General features: G+C 52.2%; 16 protein-coding genes. All 16 read right to left on the bottom strand.

The features are described 5' to 3' along the window. Positions 1-262 precede the first annotated feature (262 nt). The 16 genes from L9Z73_RS05525 to L9Z73_RS05450 all read right to left on the bottom strand — a co-directional run bounded on the left by L9Z73_RS05525 (position 263) and on the right by L9Z73_RS05450 (position 18,859). Positions 263-871, bottom strand: a complete 609-nt coding sequence (locus tag L9Z73_RS05525; RefSeq protein WP_247397213.1) for an HAD family hydrolase — start codon at positions 869-871, stop codon at positions 263-265. Continuing rightward, positions 868-1,764 carry an NAD-dependent epimerase/dehydratase family protein gene (locus tag L9Z73_RS05520; RefSeq protein WP_247397211.1) on the bottom strand — a complete coding sequence of 299 codons (897 nt, stop codon included), beginning with the start codon at positions 1,762-1,764 and terminating at the stop codon, positions 868-870. Before L9Z73_RS05520 ends, L9Z73_RS05525 begins: the two co-directional genes overlap by 4 nt. Beyond that, complete coding sequence (locus L9Z73_RS05515) at positions 1,761-2,828, bottom strand: hypothetical protein (RefSeq protein ID WP_247397209.1); 1,068 nt, start codon at positions 2,826-2,828, stop codon at positions 1,761-1,763. The genes L9Z73_RS05520 and L9Z73_RS05515 overlap by 4 nt, the downstream gene beginning before the upstream one ends. Positions 2,829-2,944: 116 nt before the next feature. Next, the gene (locus tag L9Z73_RS05510) at positions 2,945-4,939 is read right to left on the bottom strand and encodes a polysaccharide biosynthesis protein (RefSeq protein WP_247397207.1); all 1,995 of its coding nucleotides are present in this window, start codon (positions 4,937-4,939) and stop codon (positions 2,945-2,947) included. A gap of 258 nt (positions 4,940-5,197) precedes the next feature. Continuing rightward, a complete protein-coding gene (locus L9Z73_RS05505; RefSeq protein WP_247397205.1) occupies positions 5,198-5,599 on the bottom strand; it encodes a GtrA family protein in 402 nt (133 codons plus the stop codon). After that, entirely contained in the window at positions 5,596-6,882 is a 1,287-nt protein-coding gene (locus L9Z73_RS05500; protein WP_247397203.1) for an NAD(P)/FAD-dependent oxidoreductase, read from the bottom strand. Before L9Z73_RS05500 ends, L9Z73_RS05505 begins: the two co-directional genes overlap by 4 nt. Positions 6,883-6,884: 2 nt before the next feature. Continuing rightward, on the bottom strand, positions 6,885-7,817 hold the full coding sequence (locus L9Z73_RS05495; protein ID WP_247397201.1) for an NAD-dependent epimerase/dehydratase family protein: 933 nt from the start codon (positions 7,815-7,817) through the stop codon (positions 6,885-6,887). After that, positions 7,814-10,192: a hypothetical protein gene (locus L9Z73_RS05490; protein ID WP_247397198.1), complete on the bottom strand. Its 2,379-nt coding sequence runs from the start codon at positions 10,190-10,192 to the stop codon at positions 7,814-7,816. The genes L9Z73_RS05495 and L9Z73_RS05490 overlap by 4 nt, the downstream gene beginning before the upstream one ends. An 18-nt stretch (positions 10,193-10,210) precedes the next feature. Beyond that, positions 10,211-10,951: an SDR family oxidoreductase gene (locus tag L9Z73_RS05485; RefSeq protein ID WP_247397194.1), complete on the bottom strand. Its 741-nt coding sequence runs from the start codon at positions 10,949-10,951 to the stop codon at positions 10,211-10,213. Continuing rightward, positions 10,948-12,258 (bottom strand): FAD-binding oxidoreductase, encoded by a 1,311-nt coding sequence (locus tag L9Z73_RS05480; protein ID WP_247397189.1) that lies wholly within the window; start codon positions 12,256-12,258, stop codon positions 10,948-10,950. The genes L9Z73_RS05485 and L9Z73_RS05480 overlap by 4 nt, the downstream gene beginning before the upstream one ends. After that, the gene (locus L9Z73_RS05475) at positions 12,255-13,625 is read right to left on the bottom strand and encodes a UbiA family prenyltransferase (protein WP_247397215.1); all 1,371 of its coding nucleotides are present in this window, start codon (positions 13,623-13,625) and stop codon (positions 12,255-12,257) included. The genes L9Z73_RS05480 and L9Z73_RS05475 overlap by 4 nt, the downstream gene beginning before the upstream one ends. 217 nt (positions 13,626-13,842) lie before the next feature. Next, positions 13,843-14,859 (bottom strand): MraY family glycosyltransferase, encoded by a 1,017-nt coding sequence (locus L9Z73_RS05470; protein WP_247397186.1) that lies wholly within the window; start codon positions 14,857-14,859, stop codon positions 13,843-13,845. Beyond that, entirely contained in the window at positions 14,856-15,824 is a 969-nt protein-coding gene (locus tag L9Z73_RS05465) for a UDP-glucose 4-epimerase family protein (RefSeq protein WP_247397184.1), read from the bottom strand. Before L9Z73_RS05465 ends, L9Z73_RS05470 begins: the two co-directional genes overlap by 4 nt. Further along, positions 15,821-16,732, bottom strand: coding sequence for a glycosyltransferase (locus tag L9Z73_RS05460; protein ID WP_247397182.1), 912 nt, complete (start codon positions 16,730-16,732; stop codon positions 15,821-15,823). Before L9Z73_RS05460 ends, L9Z73_RS05465 begins: the two co-directional genes overlap by 4 nt. A gap of 65 nt (positions 16,733-16,797) precedes the next feature. Continuing rightward, entirely contained in the window at positions 16,798-17,703 is a 906-nt protein-coding gene (locus tag L9Z73_RS05455) for a glycosyltransferase family 2 protein (protein ID WP_247397178.1), read from the bottom strand. After that, positions 17,696-18,859 carry a hypothetical protein gene (locus L9Z73_RS05450; protein WP_247397175.1) on the bottom strand — a complete coding sequence of 388 codons (1,164 nt, stop codon included), beginning with the start codon at positions 18,857-18,859 and terminating at the stop codon, positions 17,696-17,698. Before L9Z73_RS05450 ends, L9Z73_RS05455 begins: the two co-directional genes overlap by 8 nt. Positions 18,860-18,892 lie beyond the last annotated feature (33 nt).

The raw sequence follows: 18,892 nt of genomic DNA, 5'->3' as shown, positions 1-18,892 counted from the left end.
GAACGGTTGCCACTGGCGACCTCGGTTGAAGATTACGAAGCGCTGTTGCCGTGGAACTGCTCGCCGGTGTCGCGCTAGCTAAGCGTGCCACCCATCTTGACGTCGGTGGGGTTTATGGAGCGCTTACAAATGAGTGCGTTACAGCGTGTTAATTGAAGCGAGAATAAACGCTTGGTGTAATACTTTAGCAATCATTCAAAAAATCAAATAGCTAAGCGGCTGTCGCTCGACAGCCGAAGCAAATAAAGAGGGTGCCTGAATGCTACAAGACAAACGCTAAGACCGAATCGATAATACGGGTCGGCTTATACGTGAGCAAAGCCTCATGACTCATAAACCCGGATAGCACGGCACAAGAATTAATACCCAGAGAGTGAGCAACCTTGATATCGGACCCTGTATCGCCGATGAGCCAATCCTCAGGCGCAAGATCAGAGACCTGACGATCGATAATGGACGTTTTTGAGTGCTTTTGTTCAGTCACCATCAACCTTTCAAAATAGTTCGACAGCCCCAGTGATTCCAACTGGGTCACCGCAGACTCGCGTGACTGGCGTGCCGTGCAGACATGCAATCGAGCGTGAGAGCCGAGCCTGCTCAAGGTATCCTTGACCCCCTCGAAGTTGGAATCCATAGCCAGGAACTCAGGGCTTTCAATCAGCCCCATCCATGCACTTACGAAGCGATGGATCTCGATGTCAGAATAGCCAAACTCAGTCGATAAAATCAGCTCATTCGACAATCTGTTATGTTTAAACTGCCAATACTGATCAAATGTCAACGTGGAAGCCGAGACCAACTGTTGAAACAGCTGGTACAGGCGCTGCTTGGAGTCGATCAATGTGCCATCAAGGTCAAAGATGATGTTCATTTCATTTTCGCAAAATAGTCATATTCTTCTTTCAGACCTGACATAAAGTCTTTTTCTACAGGGAGTAGTTTTTCGTTCATAAGCTGGGTATCAAAAACAAGATCCCTTTTCACCCCTGCGAACACCCGTGTCAAAATAGGCACGTCCTTACCACTTATGGAAATCAAACAATCTAGGACTTCTTTTATTGATAACGCTTTGCCACCGACGATATTAATCACGCCGACATTGTCGGTTAAATCCACTGCAGAGAAAATCGCCTTGATCACATCATCAATATAGATAAAGCTCCTGAGCTCTGCACCATCACCGTATAGCTCAACAGATTCCCCAGAAACTATCGCTCGAATGGCGCGGGGCAAAAATTTAGCATATTTTTCTTCGCCCGGTCCGTAAACATGCCCGACACGCAAAATCTGGCGCGATAGACTCTTTTCATGCGCATGCACCGAAACAAGTTGTTCACAGTACAATTTTGACCACCCATACAACGTCGCAGGAAGTGCGACGCTCGACTCCGAGATCAGAGCAGATGGCGCATAGACGTCAAGGGTACTTATATAGATAATTTTTTTCAGATTTGCGAAAGGCAGATTCATTAACTGCTGCGTAAACGATATGTTTTGATTGCACCGCTCAATATCATTGGATTCGGCTGCGCTTTTCGGAGTGAAAGCCCCCGCATGAATGAGCAGCGTCACCTCATGCAACAACAACACTTCAGAGTCGGCTAAAGCCAGCCCATCACCCTGAAGATCATAAACAATAGTCTCGCACTTCTCATTCTTCATAGAACTGAGCGCTAGAACATTTTCCTTTCCCCACGCACCGATAGCCGCATCAAGCAAGCGCGCGCCGATAAACCCAGAAGCCCCGGTTATCAGGACCTTCATAAGAAGACAATCTCGTTATTGATTCCTTCGGCCGTCGTGAGCATCGGCTGAGTGTCCATTCCGCGCAACCACATCAAATCATTTGGCAGTGGGTTGATGTTTTTTTCGAGTACGGGAAACTCGTTATACAGGGCGATATCCTTGAAGATCTCTGGCATGTTCAAGCCTGCCTCGGTGAAAAACAGCACCGTGGTAAAAAAGCGCGAGATATTGATTTCGGTCGGGTTGGGCACGCCGTTCTCATCGTAAGCCATGTCGACACCGAATATTCCGTGTGGCTTGTTCGACACCGCCTTGACGCTGTTTATCGCGATATCCGTAGCCAGGTCGTTTGCGCAGGTCACACCCACCTTGGTGACGCCCGTCACACCCGAAATGCTTCGGTTACCGTGAGTCCAGCTGCGGCGCTCACGCGACTGTGCGACAACCAGCTTTCCTTCGTGCCAGATAGATAGCCAGGTAATAGTGTTCGGGGTGAGCATCTCTGCCGCGACAAAGTCGCCCCAGCCGTTGTAGTGGTTGATCCACGCCTTGGCCAAATCAAAATCACTGGTAGGAATCGCGCCCTTGCCACCACCGCCAATAGAGGAGGCTCGCAGCCAGATTTTTCCATCCTCCCGGCCCAGCGCTTTAAACGCTGCACGCAGGTCGGCTTCGTCATTGATCATCATGTTTTCAGGCACTGGAATACCAGCGTTCTTAAACGCTAAATAAGACTTGTGCTTGTGGACACACGTATCAATCACATCATGCTCGGGCATGAACAACTTCGTTCCGGTCGCGAGAATATCTTCGCGAATCATCGACGCATGAAATATTTCCAGATCGTTCTGAAAATGCACCAGGTCCGGATTTTCAGTGTTGAGCAACTGGAGAAGTTTGACCTTGTAATCGGCGGAGTTGGCATACGGAATATATAACTTTTTGCTCGCTGCTGAGAGAGCAAGATCGGTTGGCTCAGAGCCCATACCAATCACAGTTTCTTTCTTCTGCGCGCGCAACAACGAGTTGATTACGCCCTCAGAAGGTGCCCCGCCGGCACCTGCGATCAATATTTTAGACATCATCTACTCCATTGGGCATCAGCGATCTCGCTGTGCGTCATTACGTCCGCCCCTTTCAAGAAGGGCGCTAATCCAGATAAGCAACGCGACTACAAGGCGTTGGGCTCGTGTATCAATCAGGGTTCCAGGCGACGTTGCTGGTGTATCCAGTCAACGATTTCGCCATCGGGTGCGTACCCACTAACGGTATCGCGCAGCAGTTGGCGAACACGTGGGTAATCATCCGCTTCCACCGCCGCCACCAATTCGGCAAGCTTGGCCTTCAGTACGTCCCAGGCCAAGTGATCTTCGTTGGCACTCATGATCATCGGGTGTTGCGTCGAAACGACGTTGTCACCGATCAGCAATTCTTCATACAGTTTTTCGCCCGGGCGCAGGCCGGTGAATTCGATGGCGATATCGCCGTGAGGGTTCTTCTCGGAACGAACACTGAAGCCAGACAGGTGCACCATCTTTTCGGCCAGCTCGAAAATCCTTACCGGCTCGCCCATATCCAGCACAAACACGTCTCCGCCCTGCCCCATGGAGCCCGCCTGAATGACTAATTGCGCGGCTTCGGGGATGGTCATGAAATAACGGGTGATCTTGGGGTGAGTCACCGTCAGGGGCCCACCGGCTTTGATCTGCTTATGGAACAGAGGAATCACTGACCCCGAAGAGCCCAATACATTTCCGAAGCGGACCATGGTGAAGCGGGTTTTGTTGACGCGCGATATATTCGATTTGTCGCCAAACAGAACCGGCGCCAACTCTCTGCTCAGTGCCTGCAGCGTCAACTCGGCAAGCCGCTTGGTGCTGCCCATTACATTCGTTGGACGAACAGCTTTATCGGTAGAAATCAGCACAAAGTTGGAGACACCCGCCTGAAGCGCAGCCTGGGCGGTATGTAAGGTGCCAATCACATTATTCAGCACGCCTTCTGCAATATTGTGCTCAACCATGGGCACATGCTTGTAGGCGGCTGCGTGATAGACCGTATCCACGCGCCAGGTCTTCATAATGTCGAGTAGCCTGGTTTGGTTGCGCACCGAGCCAAGGATCGGCAACAACCGAATGGGCAACGACTCGCGGGTGATCCTTTGTTCGAGCTCACTCAGGATGCTGTACAGGTTGAATTCACTGTGCTCAAAGAGCAAAAGCGTGGTGGGGTGCAAATTCAAGATCTGCCGGCAGAGCTCGGAACCGATAGATCCCCCGGCCCCGGTGACCAGCACGCTTTGCCCTCGCACACAGTGCTCGAGCAATTCCCATTGGGCAGGGACCGAGTCACGGCCTAGCAGGTCGGCGATGTCGACTTCTTGAATGTCGTCGACCTTGACGCGGCCACTCGCAAGGTCCATGAACCCCGGTACCGTTCTCACGTGCAGGGGGAACCCTTCGAGAAGACCCAGAATTTCACGGCGGCGCCCACGGTTGGACGAAGGAATAGCCAAGAGGATTTCCTGGGCACCGGTCGCTTCGATCATCTGTTGGATATGCTTGGGTTTATACACCTGCAAGCCGGAAATCACCCGATCAGCAATGCCATTATCGTCGTCAATAAAGGCGACGGGCCGCATCACACGCCCCATACGCAAGGCGGCAACCAACTGGTTGCCTGCGGCCCCGGCACCATAAATGGCGACTTTGGTTAAGCCGTCCTCCCGACTGGTAAAGGGCATGTGCTGAGCCGCGGTAAACCAATCACCGAGAAAGAACTGGCGCATCGCGAGGCGCAAGCCACCAATCATGATCATGCTCAACCACCAATAGTTGAAAATGATTGATCGAGGCACCACGGTTTCGTGATTGCTATACCAATAGACGAATATTCCAAGAATCAATGAAGACAAACTGACCGCCTTGATAATTTCAATCAAGGCATCGTTTCCAAAGTAACGCATCACGGCACGGTACATGCCATAACGGATGAATAAAGGAATGGCAACGATTGGCGCACTGAGGAAAAGCCACGTTTGCTGAACCACCGGATTGATCAGGTCGTCTATTCCCAGGCGAACCAGAAACGCCATCCACAAGGCAGCCCACACTAAAAATATGTCGACAATGACCTGCAGGATACGTTTTTGCCGACGAGGGCGGCTCAGCAAATATGTCCGTAACTTACTCATGTTTTCTCTCAACGACCTGTGCAACTCGCCAAAAATAGGCGGTCGAGCAATCCTTCGACACGACCTTATTCACACGGTATGGCGGTAACTCTTTAAAAAATGAATTCACTGCAGACATTGTAATTCAATACCGTCCCTTGTGATTGAAGCAGCTCTCATCACTGAGGTGCTGAAGCCAGCTCAGCAGGGCCAGCCTGCTGAAACGTCCAGCCCCTACCTTGGCAATAAAGATCCTACTGGGTCAAAAAAACTCGGGTATCAGCGAAATGACCAGCGTTTATGCCCCCAGTAACTGGAAAATACCGGAACCGCGACCCCCACGGCATGGGCAATTTCATCGACAAAATGCTCCACCCCAATCGCAGGCAGTAGGTGAAATGCCAAGACAAGACTGATCCCCCAAGTCTGTAAGACCGCCACCACATTGACCAGCACAAAAAACAGCGCAGACCGATGCACTGACTGCTCAGTGTCTTTAAATACAAACAACTTTGCGAGTACGAAGGCCGTGACCATGCCGGTGAGGTACGCCAGGATCACCGCCGTCGAGAAGCTAAACCAAAAGCTATAGACAATTCGTGATCCAAAGTTGATGGCCGCAGCGGTGCCGCCGGTCAACAAGAACGTCAAGAATTGCCGGGACATGAATTGCTGGATCACTTCACCGCATCCCTGGCCATGTTCCTGCCGAAATCGATACTCTCCGATATCCCGCGGTCTTCAGGATAGTAATACGACGTGTCTGCCACCCACAGGCCCTTGACGGGCAACGATACGGGCGGAAGCCGGTCCAGGTAACCAGGGTCGCAAATCGGCTGGGCATAGCGATAGCGGCTTGCACGAAGCTCGATGAAGTCGTCATCCGTCAGTGCCGGATTGATCTTCTTCAAATAGCGTTGAACCTTGTCAAGAAACACTTGATCAGGCTCGGCAAACTTAGGGTGCTCCCCTGACATGTAAAACGGCACATACACAACGGGATGGTCCAGCGGGCGTAAATTGCTGTACTCGACCAGGCCGGGGATATCCATGTCCGGATCATTGGTGTTAAGCCAGAAATTCTCGGTCAGCGGTTGGCGCAATTTTGCAATCACGCACACCACGGCCACGTTTTTCAATGCCTGGAAGCGCGCAAGAATATCCTCGGGCAGATCCGGCATCACCCGAGGCACGTAGGGGAGCGGAATCGTGCTGATGACTTTATCGAACGATTCAACCTGGCCATTGACCTCAACACCTTGAACCTGCCCAGCGTCCATCAGAACCTTGGTCACCGCAGACTGCAGGCGTATCTCGCCACCATTGGCCTCGATATCTCGTTTGAGCGCCTGCAGCAACGTCTCAGACCCGCCCTCGAGGTAGCCAAGTTTTTCACGGAACAAACTGTAGCGCGACCGGCCGATCCTCCGGATACGGCTCCAGATCCAGGCCGCAGAGAGGTTGTCGGTGTAATCGTAGAATTTGTAATCAAACAACCGACGCCAGAGTACTTCCCACGCCTCGGCTCCGACCCAACGGCGTATCCAGCCCGTTGCCTCGACGTTATCCAATGGCTTCCAATCATTTCGCTTCGTGCACAAGAAAGCGTGCAAGCCATATCGAAATTTGGCGACCATGCTCAAGCCTTTGAACTTCAGCAAGGCGATCGGGTTGCCCCAGGGCTGGAGACGGTCCTGGTACCAGTAACCCATCTTGGTTTCCACCCAGCGCATTTTGTGCGACAAACCCAGCTCATCCAGCACGGTAAGGAAGCCGCGGTCCGAGATACAGTGAAAATGGTAATAGCGTTCAATGCTCAGCCCGGAAAAGTCGAATGCCGCGGTCATGCCGCCGACGCGGTCATCCGCTTCGAACACCACCGGTGTATGCCCATCACGCGCCAGTTGATAGGCCACCGAAAGCCCCATCGGCCCCGCGCCTAATACTGCGATTCGCTGTCCCATTGTCAAAACTCCAAAACCACTTTGCCGTACGTAGGGTCGTTGAACGTCTCATCCACAGCCTCGGCAAATGAGGTATAGGGCACACCGAATATTCCTGGCCAGTCGATGACTTCAAACTCGTCGCGTGCACTCAAGGCCGCTAACTGCTGGGTGGTGAACGGTGGGTTTTTATCGAACAACGCCCAAGTCCATATCAAGCCATAGAAAAGCGTGTAGGGAATTCGCACAATCGGTGTGCTGGCACGTGTGGCTTTTTTGATGACCCGAATCATATCGATATAATCAATTTTTTCGTGGCCGGATATATTGTAAATACCGTCGCGGATATCATGTTCAACGCAACTGATGATGACATTACTGAAGTCACCGACATACAACGGTTGCCGCATATAACGGCCATGCCCGGGTATTGGAAAAACCGGAACTTTTTTCATAAAACGCGAAAGCCAACCCAAGTGTTTTCGATCAAACCAACCGAACATCAGTGTCGGGCGCAGGATAGGGCAGCTCACGCCACTCTCAATCACCATTTTTTCCTGGGCTTTCTTGGTTTGGGTGTAAAAATCATCTGCCACCGACTCAACCACCGACGAGCTGATATGCACCAGGCTGGGCACCTGATTCAACTTTATGGCGTCGAGAATCAATGCCGTCGCGTCAATGTTGTTACGCACAAATTCCTGGTAGTCGAGACCGCCGATTTGCGCCTGCAGCATCACCACGACATCGGCGCCGACGAAGTGGCGCTGCCACTCACCCGGCTCTGCCAAGTCGGCGTACTCCACCGTGATATCGGGCTGGACCTGCTTGAGCACTTCGATATTTTTTCGATGTTTATCCAGCACAACGATATTCGAGTAACCCTTGGCCTTTAATCGAGCGACAAGGTTTTGACCTACCAGGCCTGCGCCTCCGGGGAGGATAATTTTCTTCATTGTTTCACCTGGTCATTCAGGGTCGCGAAAATCGAATACTCCGGGCATATTTCTATATGCCCAGCCGTCTTCATTGCCAGTTGCAGTACATATGCACCCTGCAAACCGATTGTGTCGATAGCGATGGAATACCCCGCACGGGCCAAGGTCGGCTTGTTATAGGCCTTGGCAACATCAGGACGGGCAGCGACGGCACCCTTTACGAAGGAGCGCTTACCCGACTCATCCGTCAGCACGAGATAGGCCGCATCAGGCACTGTCCCGTCTTCCAGCGAAGACGCCAGCCAACCTGTGACCGATAACCCGCGCCCCACTTTTATGCTTGATGTCGCAGGGCGCCCGTTGATTGCGTCAATGCCGCCCGCGCATTTTTGCGCCTTCAGCATCGGCAATTCGCCTGCTTCCTTATCCCACTCGCCAACGTTATAGACGCTCGACAGATCAGCATCATGGGCTACATCAAGCTCGTCCAACGCCAAGGTGTATTCCGGCTGCCAGGACCGACTGGAGCGACCTTCCTGGAATATTTTCACCGACTTGACTCGCTTGTCCAACAACCGATCGGTGCCTTCATACAGGTACGAAAACTCGGGGGTGCTTTCTACCAACGGAGAAAGAATGACGCCTGACTTCAGCATGCCGGAAACGACCCGGTAGGTACGAACCTCTCCGTTCATCAAGGTGGCGGAGATCTTCAGTTCGGCAGGTTTGAACAAGATATTCGCCAGACGCCCCAGCACCGTCGGCTTGATAACGACACGCGCCACCAGGATCTTATCAGTGCTCGCCAATGCGACGTCTTCACCCATTTTATACGCGAGAACGACACCGGGCTTAATGCCCGTAGATGCCGGGGCAGAAGGCAACTTCTCGAGGCGCAAGTACTCATCCAACTGCTTGACCGGGCGGTAATGCGTCAGCAGCGCAGGCCAGCTTGTGCCGTCCTCCATGGACGGTAGCCTTCCATCAATCGGCTCGACCTTGAAAAAAATATTATCCGGGGCATTTTTGCTTAACAGATAATCACGATTCTTTTCCGCAAGATCCGACGTATAAACGGAATAGCTTTGAATAATCGGCCGGGGGGCCCACGTATTGCCAGAACTGATCAATACTGCCTGGTTATAAGAATAGATATCGCTGCGGCCGGGCAACAGTGGCAGCGGAGAGTTTTTCTTGTAGCCTGCCAGCAACTCATCAAACTGGGATTGTGGCCAATTTTCTCCAGAAAGGCGTCTTTCGATCCCTTTCTGTGCTCCTACAAACGCCCAATCGTAGACTCTGACGACCTCGGAGAACTTGAACCCGACATAGCGCGCAAAAATCACACCGGTGGTCACCACCGATAAAATCAATACAAACGTGATCAGCTTACCCTTACGAAACAATAACAACGTCAAGACCGCAAAGATTAACGCGACCGCCCCTGTTAATGCATGCGCATCATGGCGAACAAACGCCGCCTTGAAGCATATGAACAAAAACAAGAAATAAACGCCCGGAACATACAGATCTACCAAGGCAATAGGCGTCTTGCGCCCCTTGAAAACACATACCATCAGTAAAACTGCACAGATCAGATACAGTGCAATTTCACGGTTTTTGCCCGAATACGCCATGGCTTCCGTATAACCGGAAATGATGGGCGCGATATTGACGAAAAAACTGCCGAGATCGCTGAGGTCCTGCCCCGCAGCGACCCAAAAAACAACAAGTGAAAGAACCGGCACGCACAAAGAAAATAGCGCCAGCGTCTTTTCTTTGTTCAATACAAACATCAGTGCGCAGCCCAACGTGATCGTAAGACTGAGTAACAGTAAACTGCCTTTGACAATAGGAATCAGGCCCACGGCCGCAAAAGCGATCAATAACACTGCATACGTCGCTGGAGAAGCACGGCGCGGGCCCCGCTCGTCTTGGCTGATTCGATAGACAACCAGCGCGGCCAAAAGCGGAATAAAGAGTAATAGCGCATCGCGAGAGTGGGCACTAAGCAACATCGGCACGCAGAGCGCTAATATCAGGCCAGGCCTGGACCTGACCAGAAACAGGATGCTGATCCAGCAAGAGATCGCCAGGAACGAGCTACCCAGCAACATCAGCGTGTCGGTGGCTGGGTGGTAGGCCCTCGTATAGATAGACGCGTAGGGCCCAAACGTGAAGACCACGTCTGTTCCGATTCGCAACCCCTGGGATACGGCCTGGTTCATCCCAAAAACCCAGGAGGCATCAAGACCATAGGTTGGCATGGCAGGGTCGAACGGCACGAACACGCACACCAGGACGATCAGCAATAATGCTTTTGAGAGCATTTCGGCCCATCGTTTCGAAGTTCCGGAAAGCATCGGGCGCCTATCTTCCATGTTTAAAAGCATTTACTACCTCGACACCTGTTAAATATTAGTTCTTTTAAAAATGAATCCGGGGACAGACTTAATGATCAGCATGATGAAACGCCAAAACCCGGGAACGTAGATTGTATTGCTCCCTTTATCAATGCCCTTGAGTATCAACTTGGCTACCTGCTCAGGCTTGGCAACCAACGCCGCCGGCAACCCCAAACCCTGCGTCATCGGGGTGTCAACAAAGCCCGGCTTGATAGTGATAACGTGCACCCCCACCTTGAACATCCGCGCCCGCATACCTTCACAGAAGGTCGATACCGCCGCTTTAGCAGTGCCATACAGGTAGTTCGATGGACGCCCGCGATCGCCCGCCACCGAGGAAATTACCGCCAAGGTCCCGCAACGCTGGATCTCAAACTGATTGGCCAGCACCGTCAGCAAGCCAATAACCGACGTGCCATTGCGGGTCAGCTCCTCCAGCGCGATAGAAACGTCTCGCTCGCAGGCCTTTTGATCCGGCAGCGTACCGTGGGCGATCAGTGCAACATCAATCTGGCGCATGGCGGCGATGCAACTTTCCAGCATAGGGCCGTGGGCGCTGAAATCGGTGGCATCCATACAGTAAAGGGTAACCGCCTTGGCCCCTCGCACCGTCAGGTCTGCCTGAGTTTGCTCAAGTTTTTCAACACTGCGAGCCACGAGAAAGAACTCACATCCCTGCTCGGCCCACGCGCGTGCGCATGCATTGGCAATAGCCGACGTCGCGCCGATAATCAGTACTCGCTTCATTCGGTAACTCGTTTCCAGAAATGTGAATTCAGTGATGGATCACGCAGTGCTTCCAACTGCTCCCAGGCAGGGTACGCACGCCGGAAATGGCTCCCGCTCATATGCGCGTCTTTAGCCGGATACAAGCGCCCTCCCGCTTCATGGACAATGTGGTCAAGGCGTAAAAACAATTTCTCAAGGCCCTGCTTTTGCGGGAAATCCAATGCCAGGGAGGCTCCGGGCAATGGGAATGACAACAGGCCAGGCGACTGGATGTCACCGCAACGTTTGAGAACGGCCAAAAACGAACCATGGCCGGCGTCCGCAATCGCCTCCAGTACTTCACGCATTGCTACGTCAGCAACGTCATCTGGAATCACGCACTGGTACTGCTGAAAACCACGACGACCGTACACACGATTCCAATGCAGGATGCGATCCAGCGGATAAAAGAACGGTTCGTAGTTTCCACGAACACGCTTCGGCGTGCCTGGATGTACATGCCAGTAGGCTTGGTTGAAGGCCTGTAACGACAGGTGGTTAATCAGCGAAAGCGGGGGTGTAAACGGCACACTCAGCTTGCTGCGCGATCCCACTTCCAACGTGCCAAACTGCGCGTGGTCACCCACGATAAAAACGCCTCGCCCTGTGTCCCGCCCCTTCGCCAGGCAGTCGATCCAGGCAACACTGTATTCATGTTGATGATCCAACTCAGCCGACAGCGAGAAAAACTCTGCCAGGTTGGAGAACCTCACGACAGCACTGTTTATTTGGCTGGCACGGATAGGAATCAGCTGAATACAGGCCCAGGAAATAATGCCGGTGAGGCCCAGGCCGCCAATGGTCGCGCTGTAGAGTTGCGAATTGGAGGAAGTGCTGCAGACGATAGCCTGCCCCTCCCTCAAGAGCGCAAAGCTCAATACATGCTTGCCAAAAGTGCCACGGACATGGTGATTCTTACCGTGTACGTCGTTGGCGATTGCACCGCCCAGCGTGACAAATTGCGTTCCAGGCGTTACCGCAAGAAACCAACCCTGCGGAATGGCGATCGCCAGGATTTCAGCCAGCGTGATTCCGGCCTCGGCGCACACTGTACCGGTCTCCCAATCAGCCTCAATAAACCTATCGAGCCCACGCATGCACAACACGTGGTCACTGCTTGCAAGACAACTATCCCCGTAACTTCGACCATTACCATAAGGCAGCGTAGTGCCGTGCGCTCGGCTTACCTGCCCCAGTAGATCCGGCAAGTCATCGCGCCAATTAGACGGATGACCGGATTGCGGCTTATCAGGGTATTGGCCCCAGGAATACAGTGAACCGCTCACGCCGCCACCCAAAAAACAAGGCCGAACAGAACACCCACCACCAGACTGACTCGGTCACGGATTGCAAACACCACCGGGTCGTCATGCATTTGGCCACGGTGGGTCAGCATCCACACACGCGTCACCCAGAACAGGAGAATTGGGCAAGCCAACCAGATGACCTGAGGGTGGGCGTACAGAATCGTAGTGGCCTGGTCGTGGATATACAAAGCCAGGACCATCACGGAAAGATAGCCCGAGGACGCGCCCAAGGAGGAAATCATCTCCAGGTCGGCGGGATAGTAGCCACGCCCGCGAGTCTTTTCCGTGCGCCCACGGGTCCTCGCCTCGTGCAGTTCGGCGTAGCGCTTGACCAAGGCCAGGCTCAGGAACATGAACATGGAGAACGCCAATACCCAGAACGTCAACTCCAAGCCGAATGCGGCTGCCCCGGCAATGATCCGTATGGTGTAGAGCGCAGCCAGCGCAATGACATCCACCGCCATCTGGCGTTTGAGGTACAACGAATAGACTAGGGTCAGAATATAGTAGGCAACCAATGTCCCACTGAACGCCCATGGCAGCAGAAGCGCGGAACCGCCAAAGGCTGCCGCCAATAGCAATGGGAACGCGATGATCCCAGCCCCGATGGGTAATCTTCCGGAAGCAAAGGGCCGATGGCATTTGGTTTTATGGTGGCGATCATCTGCCAGATCAAGCAGATCATTGAGCAGGTATACGCTGGATGCGCACAAACCAAAAAACACAAACGCAAGTACGCCCTGCCATAGCAGCGTCAGATTGGTCAGTTGATGAGCTGCCAGCAATGGCACGAAGATCAGCGCGTTTTTCATCCATTGGTGAAGGCGCAAAGCCTTGAGCCAATCCCTGTAGCTCGAGCGGTTGGACACGATAACCTGCTCGACGTTACCGCGCGCTTTCGCTCGCGGCTCAACACCTCTCTCCGGATTCACCAGGTAGGCTTTGCGCGAGACATCCCACACCGACAGGTCGTCCAGGGAATTGCCCACATAATCGAAGCCACCCTCCCCGTACAGTTCCACCAAGACATCCCGCTTGCGTTCGGCTGAGAGGTTTCGATCAGCATCAGTGGCCAGGACAAGGTCGAACAGTTGCAGGTGTTCCGCGATCCGGTCGGCCAGCGAATGATGACTCGCCGTCGCTAGAACAACCGTTCGGCCGGACAAGCGTTGGGTTTTGATCAGTTCGATGACGACAGGGTCATACGGTAGAGCACTGACATCAATATGCGCGCCCAGCGCCAGACCCTCTTTCAGAGTGGCTTTTCCTTTCAGCAACCAGCGCAAGGGATAAAACAATTTCAGCGGTTGGCTTCGTACGAATGCCATACCGGTTTCAAGCAACATGTCGGAACGAAGCAGCGTTCCATCGAGATCAACGACAAGGGGGGGATTGAGGGGGTCCAAAATAGCTGGTTCCTGAGGGTTGGCCAGACCGCGGACTGCACCAACAAAGTGAATCCTAACAGTAGAAATCTAAAAAAACGCGTCTAACGAGAATCCATCTGGTGATCGCGTGCGCGAAAACTAACATGCTCCCAAGTATTCGGGTAGTTATTGCCTCTCAGGCGCCCTCTCTTTCTCCAGCCTTGTATTTCACTGCGAGAAATAACAGGGGTATATACGCAATGATCAGCCCGAGCGCAGGGTCAACGCGTTGAAACGAGACTGCGACGGACAGAGGCAGGAGCCAGAAAATATTGATCAGGCTCACAGCGACCGTCACCGGGAAATGTCCCTTGTAGTGCCGGGAGGCATATTGATACGCATGGCTGCGATGAGCTTCATAAACCTTATCACCGCGAATAAGCCGACGGATCAGCGTAAAGGTTGCATCAACAATAAAAACCCCAAGCATCATCAGCCAGGCAAAGAACAACTCGCTGCCCGACCAAGCCGCTTGAAGCGTCAAACCACCAAGAATAATCCCCAGGAAACCACTGCCTGCGTCCCCCATGAAAATACGTGCGGTTGGGAAATTCCAATACAAGAAACCCGCTACCGCCGCTGCGAGCAGCAAAGGTGCCCAGATGAGCGAAGCCTCGCCATGCAGCCAGTAAATCAGCGCCAGGCCCAGGCAGGCGCAAATGGCCTCAAGGCTGGCAATCCCATCAATCCCATCCATGAAATTGTAGAGGTTGAGCATCCAAACCAAGTATAAGACAGCCAATGCATGACCGGCCCACCCCAGATCAACTGTGAACCCGGAGACCTTGATCGCAGGCAACCCATGCATCCAGAACAGCGCCCACATAGCAGCAAAAAAATGCCCTAGCAGCCGCCAACGCGCAGCAATATGGCCGTGATCGTCCATAAAGCCAATGACCGCTACCAGTAAGCCCGACCCAAGCAACGCCAAGCTCTCGTCCGTGCCTATCAACTGAAGCCATACCATCAGCACCAGCGCCGCGGCAAACACAACCACGATTGCCACACCGCCTCCACGAGGCGTAGGCACCGTGTGAGAACTGCGTGCGTTAGGCACATCAATGATGCTGCGGCGCAATGCGTACTGACGCAACAACGCAGTCAACCCCAAGGAAACCAGCATCACAACCGGAAGGATGTACCAGTACTTCATTCAGTTTTCTCGCCAAGAAAGTATTGCGCAGTGACGTCAAGCCCTTGATCAAGGCTGATGACGGGCTGCCAGTCCAACAGCGCCCGAGCCTTTGAGATGTCCACTTGAAGCGAACCACATAAACGCTGCGCAAACGCACGCCTTCCCAGTAGCGTTGCAGCCGCTGACAGCATCTGCGCAGGAACAGGTATCAGCCGGGCTTCTGCACCCAATGCATGCGCGAGCCGACGCAGTAGGTCAGTGGTAGAAACATCATCACCGTCGCTGACTAAAAACGTCTGGTTAGCCGCTGCAGGATGCTCGACACAGGTCAGAATCAAACTAACTAAATTGTCCAACGCGACAAAACTTCTGAGATTCCTTATGGCCCCTAATGGTAAGGGAACGCCCTTCTTCACCCATCTCATCATCGTTTCAAAGTTGGCTTTTACACCCGGGCCATAAACCAGTACCGGGCGCAAAATGACCACATCAAGACCCGTTTCAGAAGCGACAACTTTCAACGCCTCTTCAGCCTCCATTTTGGAAACACCGTAAGGGTCTAAAGGTGAAGCGGTATCTGTTTCGCGGAAAGGCTGACCGGGCCGTGTCTGCCCTCCGTTGACCTTGACTGAACTGATAAAAATAAACCGCTTAACACCTGCCTCTGCTGCACTACGAGCCAACAATACAGTCTGTGCGACATTTACTTGCCGAAAAGCATCCAGGGGGTCCAACGAGGTCTCGTTCATAACATGTACACGTGATGCGAGATGGATCACGGCTTCAACCCCATTGAATGCACAATGCTGGGGAGTCAGGTCCGAAAAGTCAGGCAGGACCTGATAGTCGAGGCCTACCACCGGGTCAACAGGCGGGCGCCGTACGAGCGCACAGACGCCATAACGGGGGTCTTCCACCAGCGCTTTAACCAAATGACGACCTACAAACCCACTGCTGCCAGTCACCAATAAAAGGGTCGTCATTTCTTTTGTCTCACCACCGCCAGCACCAAACAAAAAGCACCGAACACTATTTTATCCCGCACGCGTCTGCGGCACTTCCAGGCACTGCAAGCCAAGCGCAGCAGATCAAACCGGCCCAAACCAATCCAGCGCAGCACAAAGGGATCGGACGACACCCCAACCAGGCGCGCAATGAGTGCAGCCTGATTGAGCCACCAGCCATCAAAAACCTGCGCAATTCGCTTACGGAATGCCTTGGAACCACTGTTGACACCTACCTGGTTACCACCATGCTGGCGATAGCGCATATACGGTTCAGCGTCGATGACCCATTTAAACCCGTGAGCACGGCTGTAAGCGTAGCAATACCAATCATGCAGGGTGACACCTTGCACCTCGCTGAAGTGCTGGCTTATATGCCGCTGCAGCGCCAGGAATAAATGCCGTGAAAATACATAGGTACAACCAGGGCCGGCCGCCTCAAACAGGTGATCGTAATCGACTTGCCGCTGCGACTTGACGATTACTGACTCACGCCCATAAGGCCAAAATGCGGTGACGTTTCCTGAATAGCCGTCGGCGCCCACCGAGTGCAGCATCTGTGCGGCCATGGACAGTTTGTCGGGCAGCCAAATATCGTCCTGATCAGCAAATGAAAAAAAGTCGACGTCCTCAGTAGGACTTTCATTGACCAACCGAAAAAAATTGCGCGCGGCACCACCAAATTTTTGACCATGCGCGAGGCACTTTACTCGCGAATCGCGCTGACATAGCGCATCAACCCAAGCCTCAGTGCCGTCATTCGACTGGTCAACGCTGATCAATATGGATACCGACACACCTGCCTGCGCCAGGATCGAGTCGACTTGTTCAGCAATCCAGCCCATCCCGTTGTAAGCAGCCAGTAAGACAAGAACTCGCGGCTCCATCAACATGCACCTTCAACACTTACGCCATGAACCATGACTGCGCACGCCCCCTCAAAAAATATCATTCACCGTACCCCGCCCAGCTTTTTCTGCCAGCCATGACAGATGCCGCGAAGCATCATTTTCAAAGAAAGGAGCTTTTGCTTATCTATCAATAGATTCACAAGAAAACGAAGCACTAGCGCGCAAAGCATACGCTTCTTCCAACAGGCAGGCGTATGACTCATACGGCAGACGGCGACGGTGTTGCGGAAGAAAAAATAGCGGCGTATAGGGGAATATCTAAAAAAACTCAAGTCGAAAAACTTAACGGGAGGTGCATCAGACAAGGCGTGACCCATCTCCACATTCAGACAACCATAAAGACTGTAACCCCGGCCTCTTACCCGAAAACACCATTCGGTGTCGGTAAAGTCGACAAACATGCCCTCATCGTAACGAATGCCCTCAACCCACGCTCTCGTGTTGACAAACATTCCCGACGTAATGAGAGCATCCGCTTCTACCAGCCCATGCTCATCATCAGAAGTGAACACCGGTTTTATTTTATTATCGACAGAACTGTAAAAAGGGAAGTTTATTTTCTTACCCTCCCTGCGATCAAAAAATACCGGACTGACCGCGATACACTGGGGGTCCTTGTGAGTGGCATGTTGCATCGCTTGATGCAGGCGGCTGATAAGGTCGGGGGCCGCATGGCTGTCCTGATCGAATGTCACAACGTGACGCATGCCGGCGTCGATAGAGAACTTGAAACCCACATTCAGCGCAGCACCCAGTCCTTCATTACCATTGAGCACGATATAGCGAACACGACGACGAAGCTCCGGATTCTCCTCCAGATAAGACTCGCTCCCACCGTTGTCAACCAAGACCAAAAACTCAACCTGTTGAACCAGAGAAGCCAACAAGTCACTAAGAATTTTAATGTCGGGATTATAGCCAACGACAACTGCAGCAATACTATTCAACGCGCCTCCTAACTTCTGCATAAACCGGCAGTTTTTTTTGATTTTTCATCACTACCGACCAGTACCACAGAACAACAAAAAAACCAAACGAATTGAATAACACCGGATTACTCAACGACATTAGCAAATACATGAACATGATCAATCGACTGGAAGCCATCGTCTTTTCGGGTACATACCTGCTTCGTGGAAATAAAAAGACGGTAAACAACACTAAGGATAATGGAATACCCACGTAGCGTATGGAGTCCAAAAAGGTAATCTCAGTTTGCGACACAAACCGACCATATCCTTGAGTATAAAAATATGAACCCAACCCATTGCCAAACAACAACATCTTCCAATCCGCAACATCGAGGAACGACAAAAAATGACCAATTTTTATACTATTTGATAGCTCGTTGGAATTGAACATACTCGTTCGAAATATCAGGTAGTCCAAAGCAAAACCGAGTGCAGGTATGGCAATCGCCAACAAGAGAAGGCGCACAGGTAATTTTCGTTGATAAAAAAACAAAACCAACAATGCGAGTATCGCCATGACCATCAGCGCTCGCGAGGCCGAACAGACAATTGCAGCGAGTATCACCACGACAAAACAGAGGGACAAGACTTTCCGACTTTTCAAAAAATCCAAAAAGAATATCGACAGCGGCACCAATAGAAATGGAGAGGAACGATGATGAAGCATGAACATTTTCAAACCACCAAAATCTCGCGCCCCATAAAATCCAAGATCATTATCGACATAAAAATCGAGTAACACCTTGCTGAATACAGAGTCTTGCGCAAGCATGAGTGCCAATGAAAACACGCACATCACAAGCGCAAACAACGCCCCGACCGTCTTGACGATAAACTCCATATCGACTTTAAATGCATAAATCACATAAATTAAAAAAAGCGACGTCGACGCCAGTAATGTTTGGAGTGCCAATTCCGGATCAGCACCATTGACCCCGCCCAACAAAAAACCGTATAAAAAAATCGCAAACACCAACATCGGTGCAAAAATCTTTACCGGCCGACTGATGACCGCACACACAGAAAGAATAAAAAGCGGCATGAACACCAGTTTATTTAATACAAACACAGGCAACAATACGGTCGCCAGACCGTACAACAACATCAGACCGCATATGGATTTTCTAAGCATGAGAAATCCTGCCTCTGGGGCAAAGAATTAGAC

The organism is Pseudomonas emilianonis, assembly GCF_023072625.1.
GTDB lineage: Bacteria > Pseudomonadota > Gammaproteobacteria > Pseudomonadales > Pseudomonadaceae > Aquipseudomonas > Aquipseudomonas paraveronii.
The sequence above is the reverse complement of the archived record's forward strand: the minus strand, read 5'-3'. Positions and strand labels throughout refer to the sequence as shown.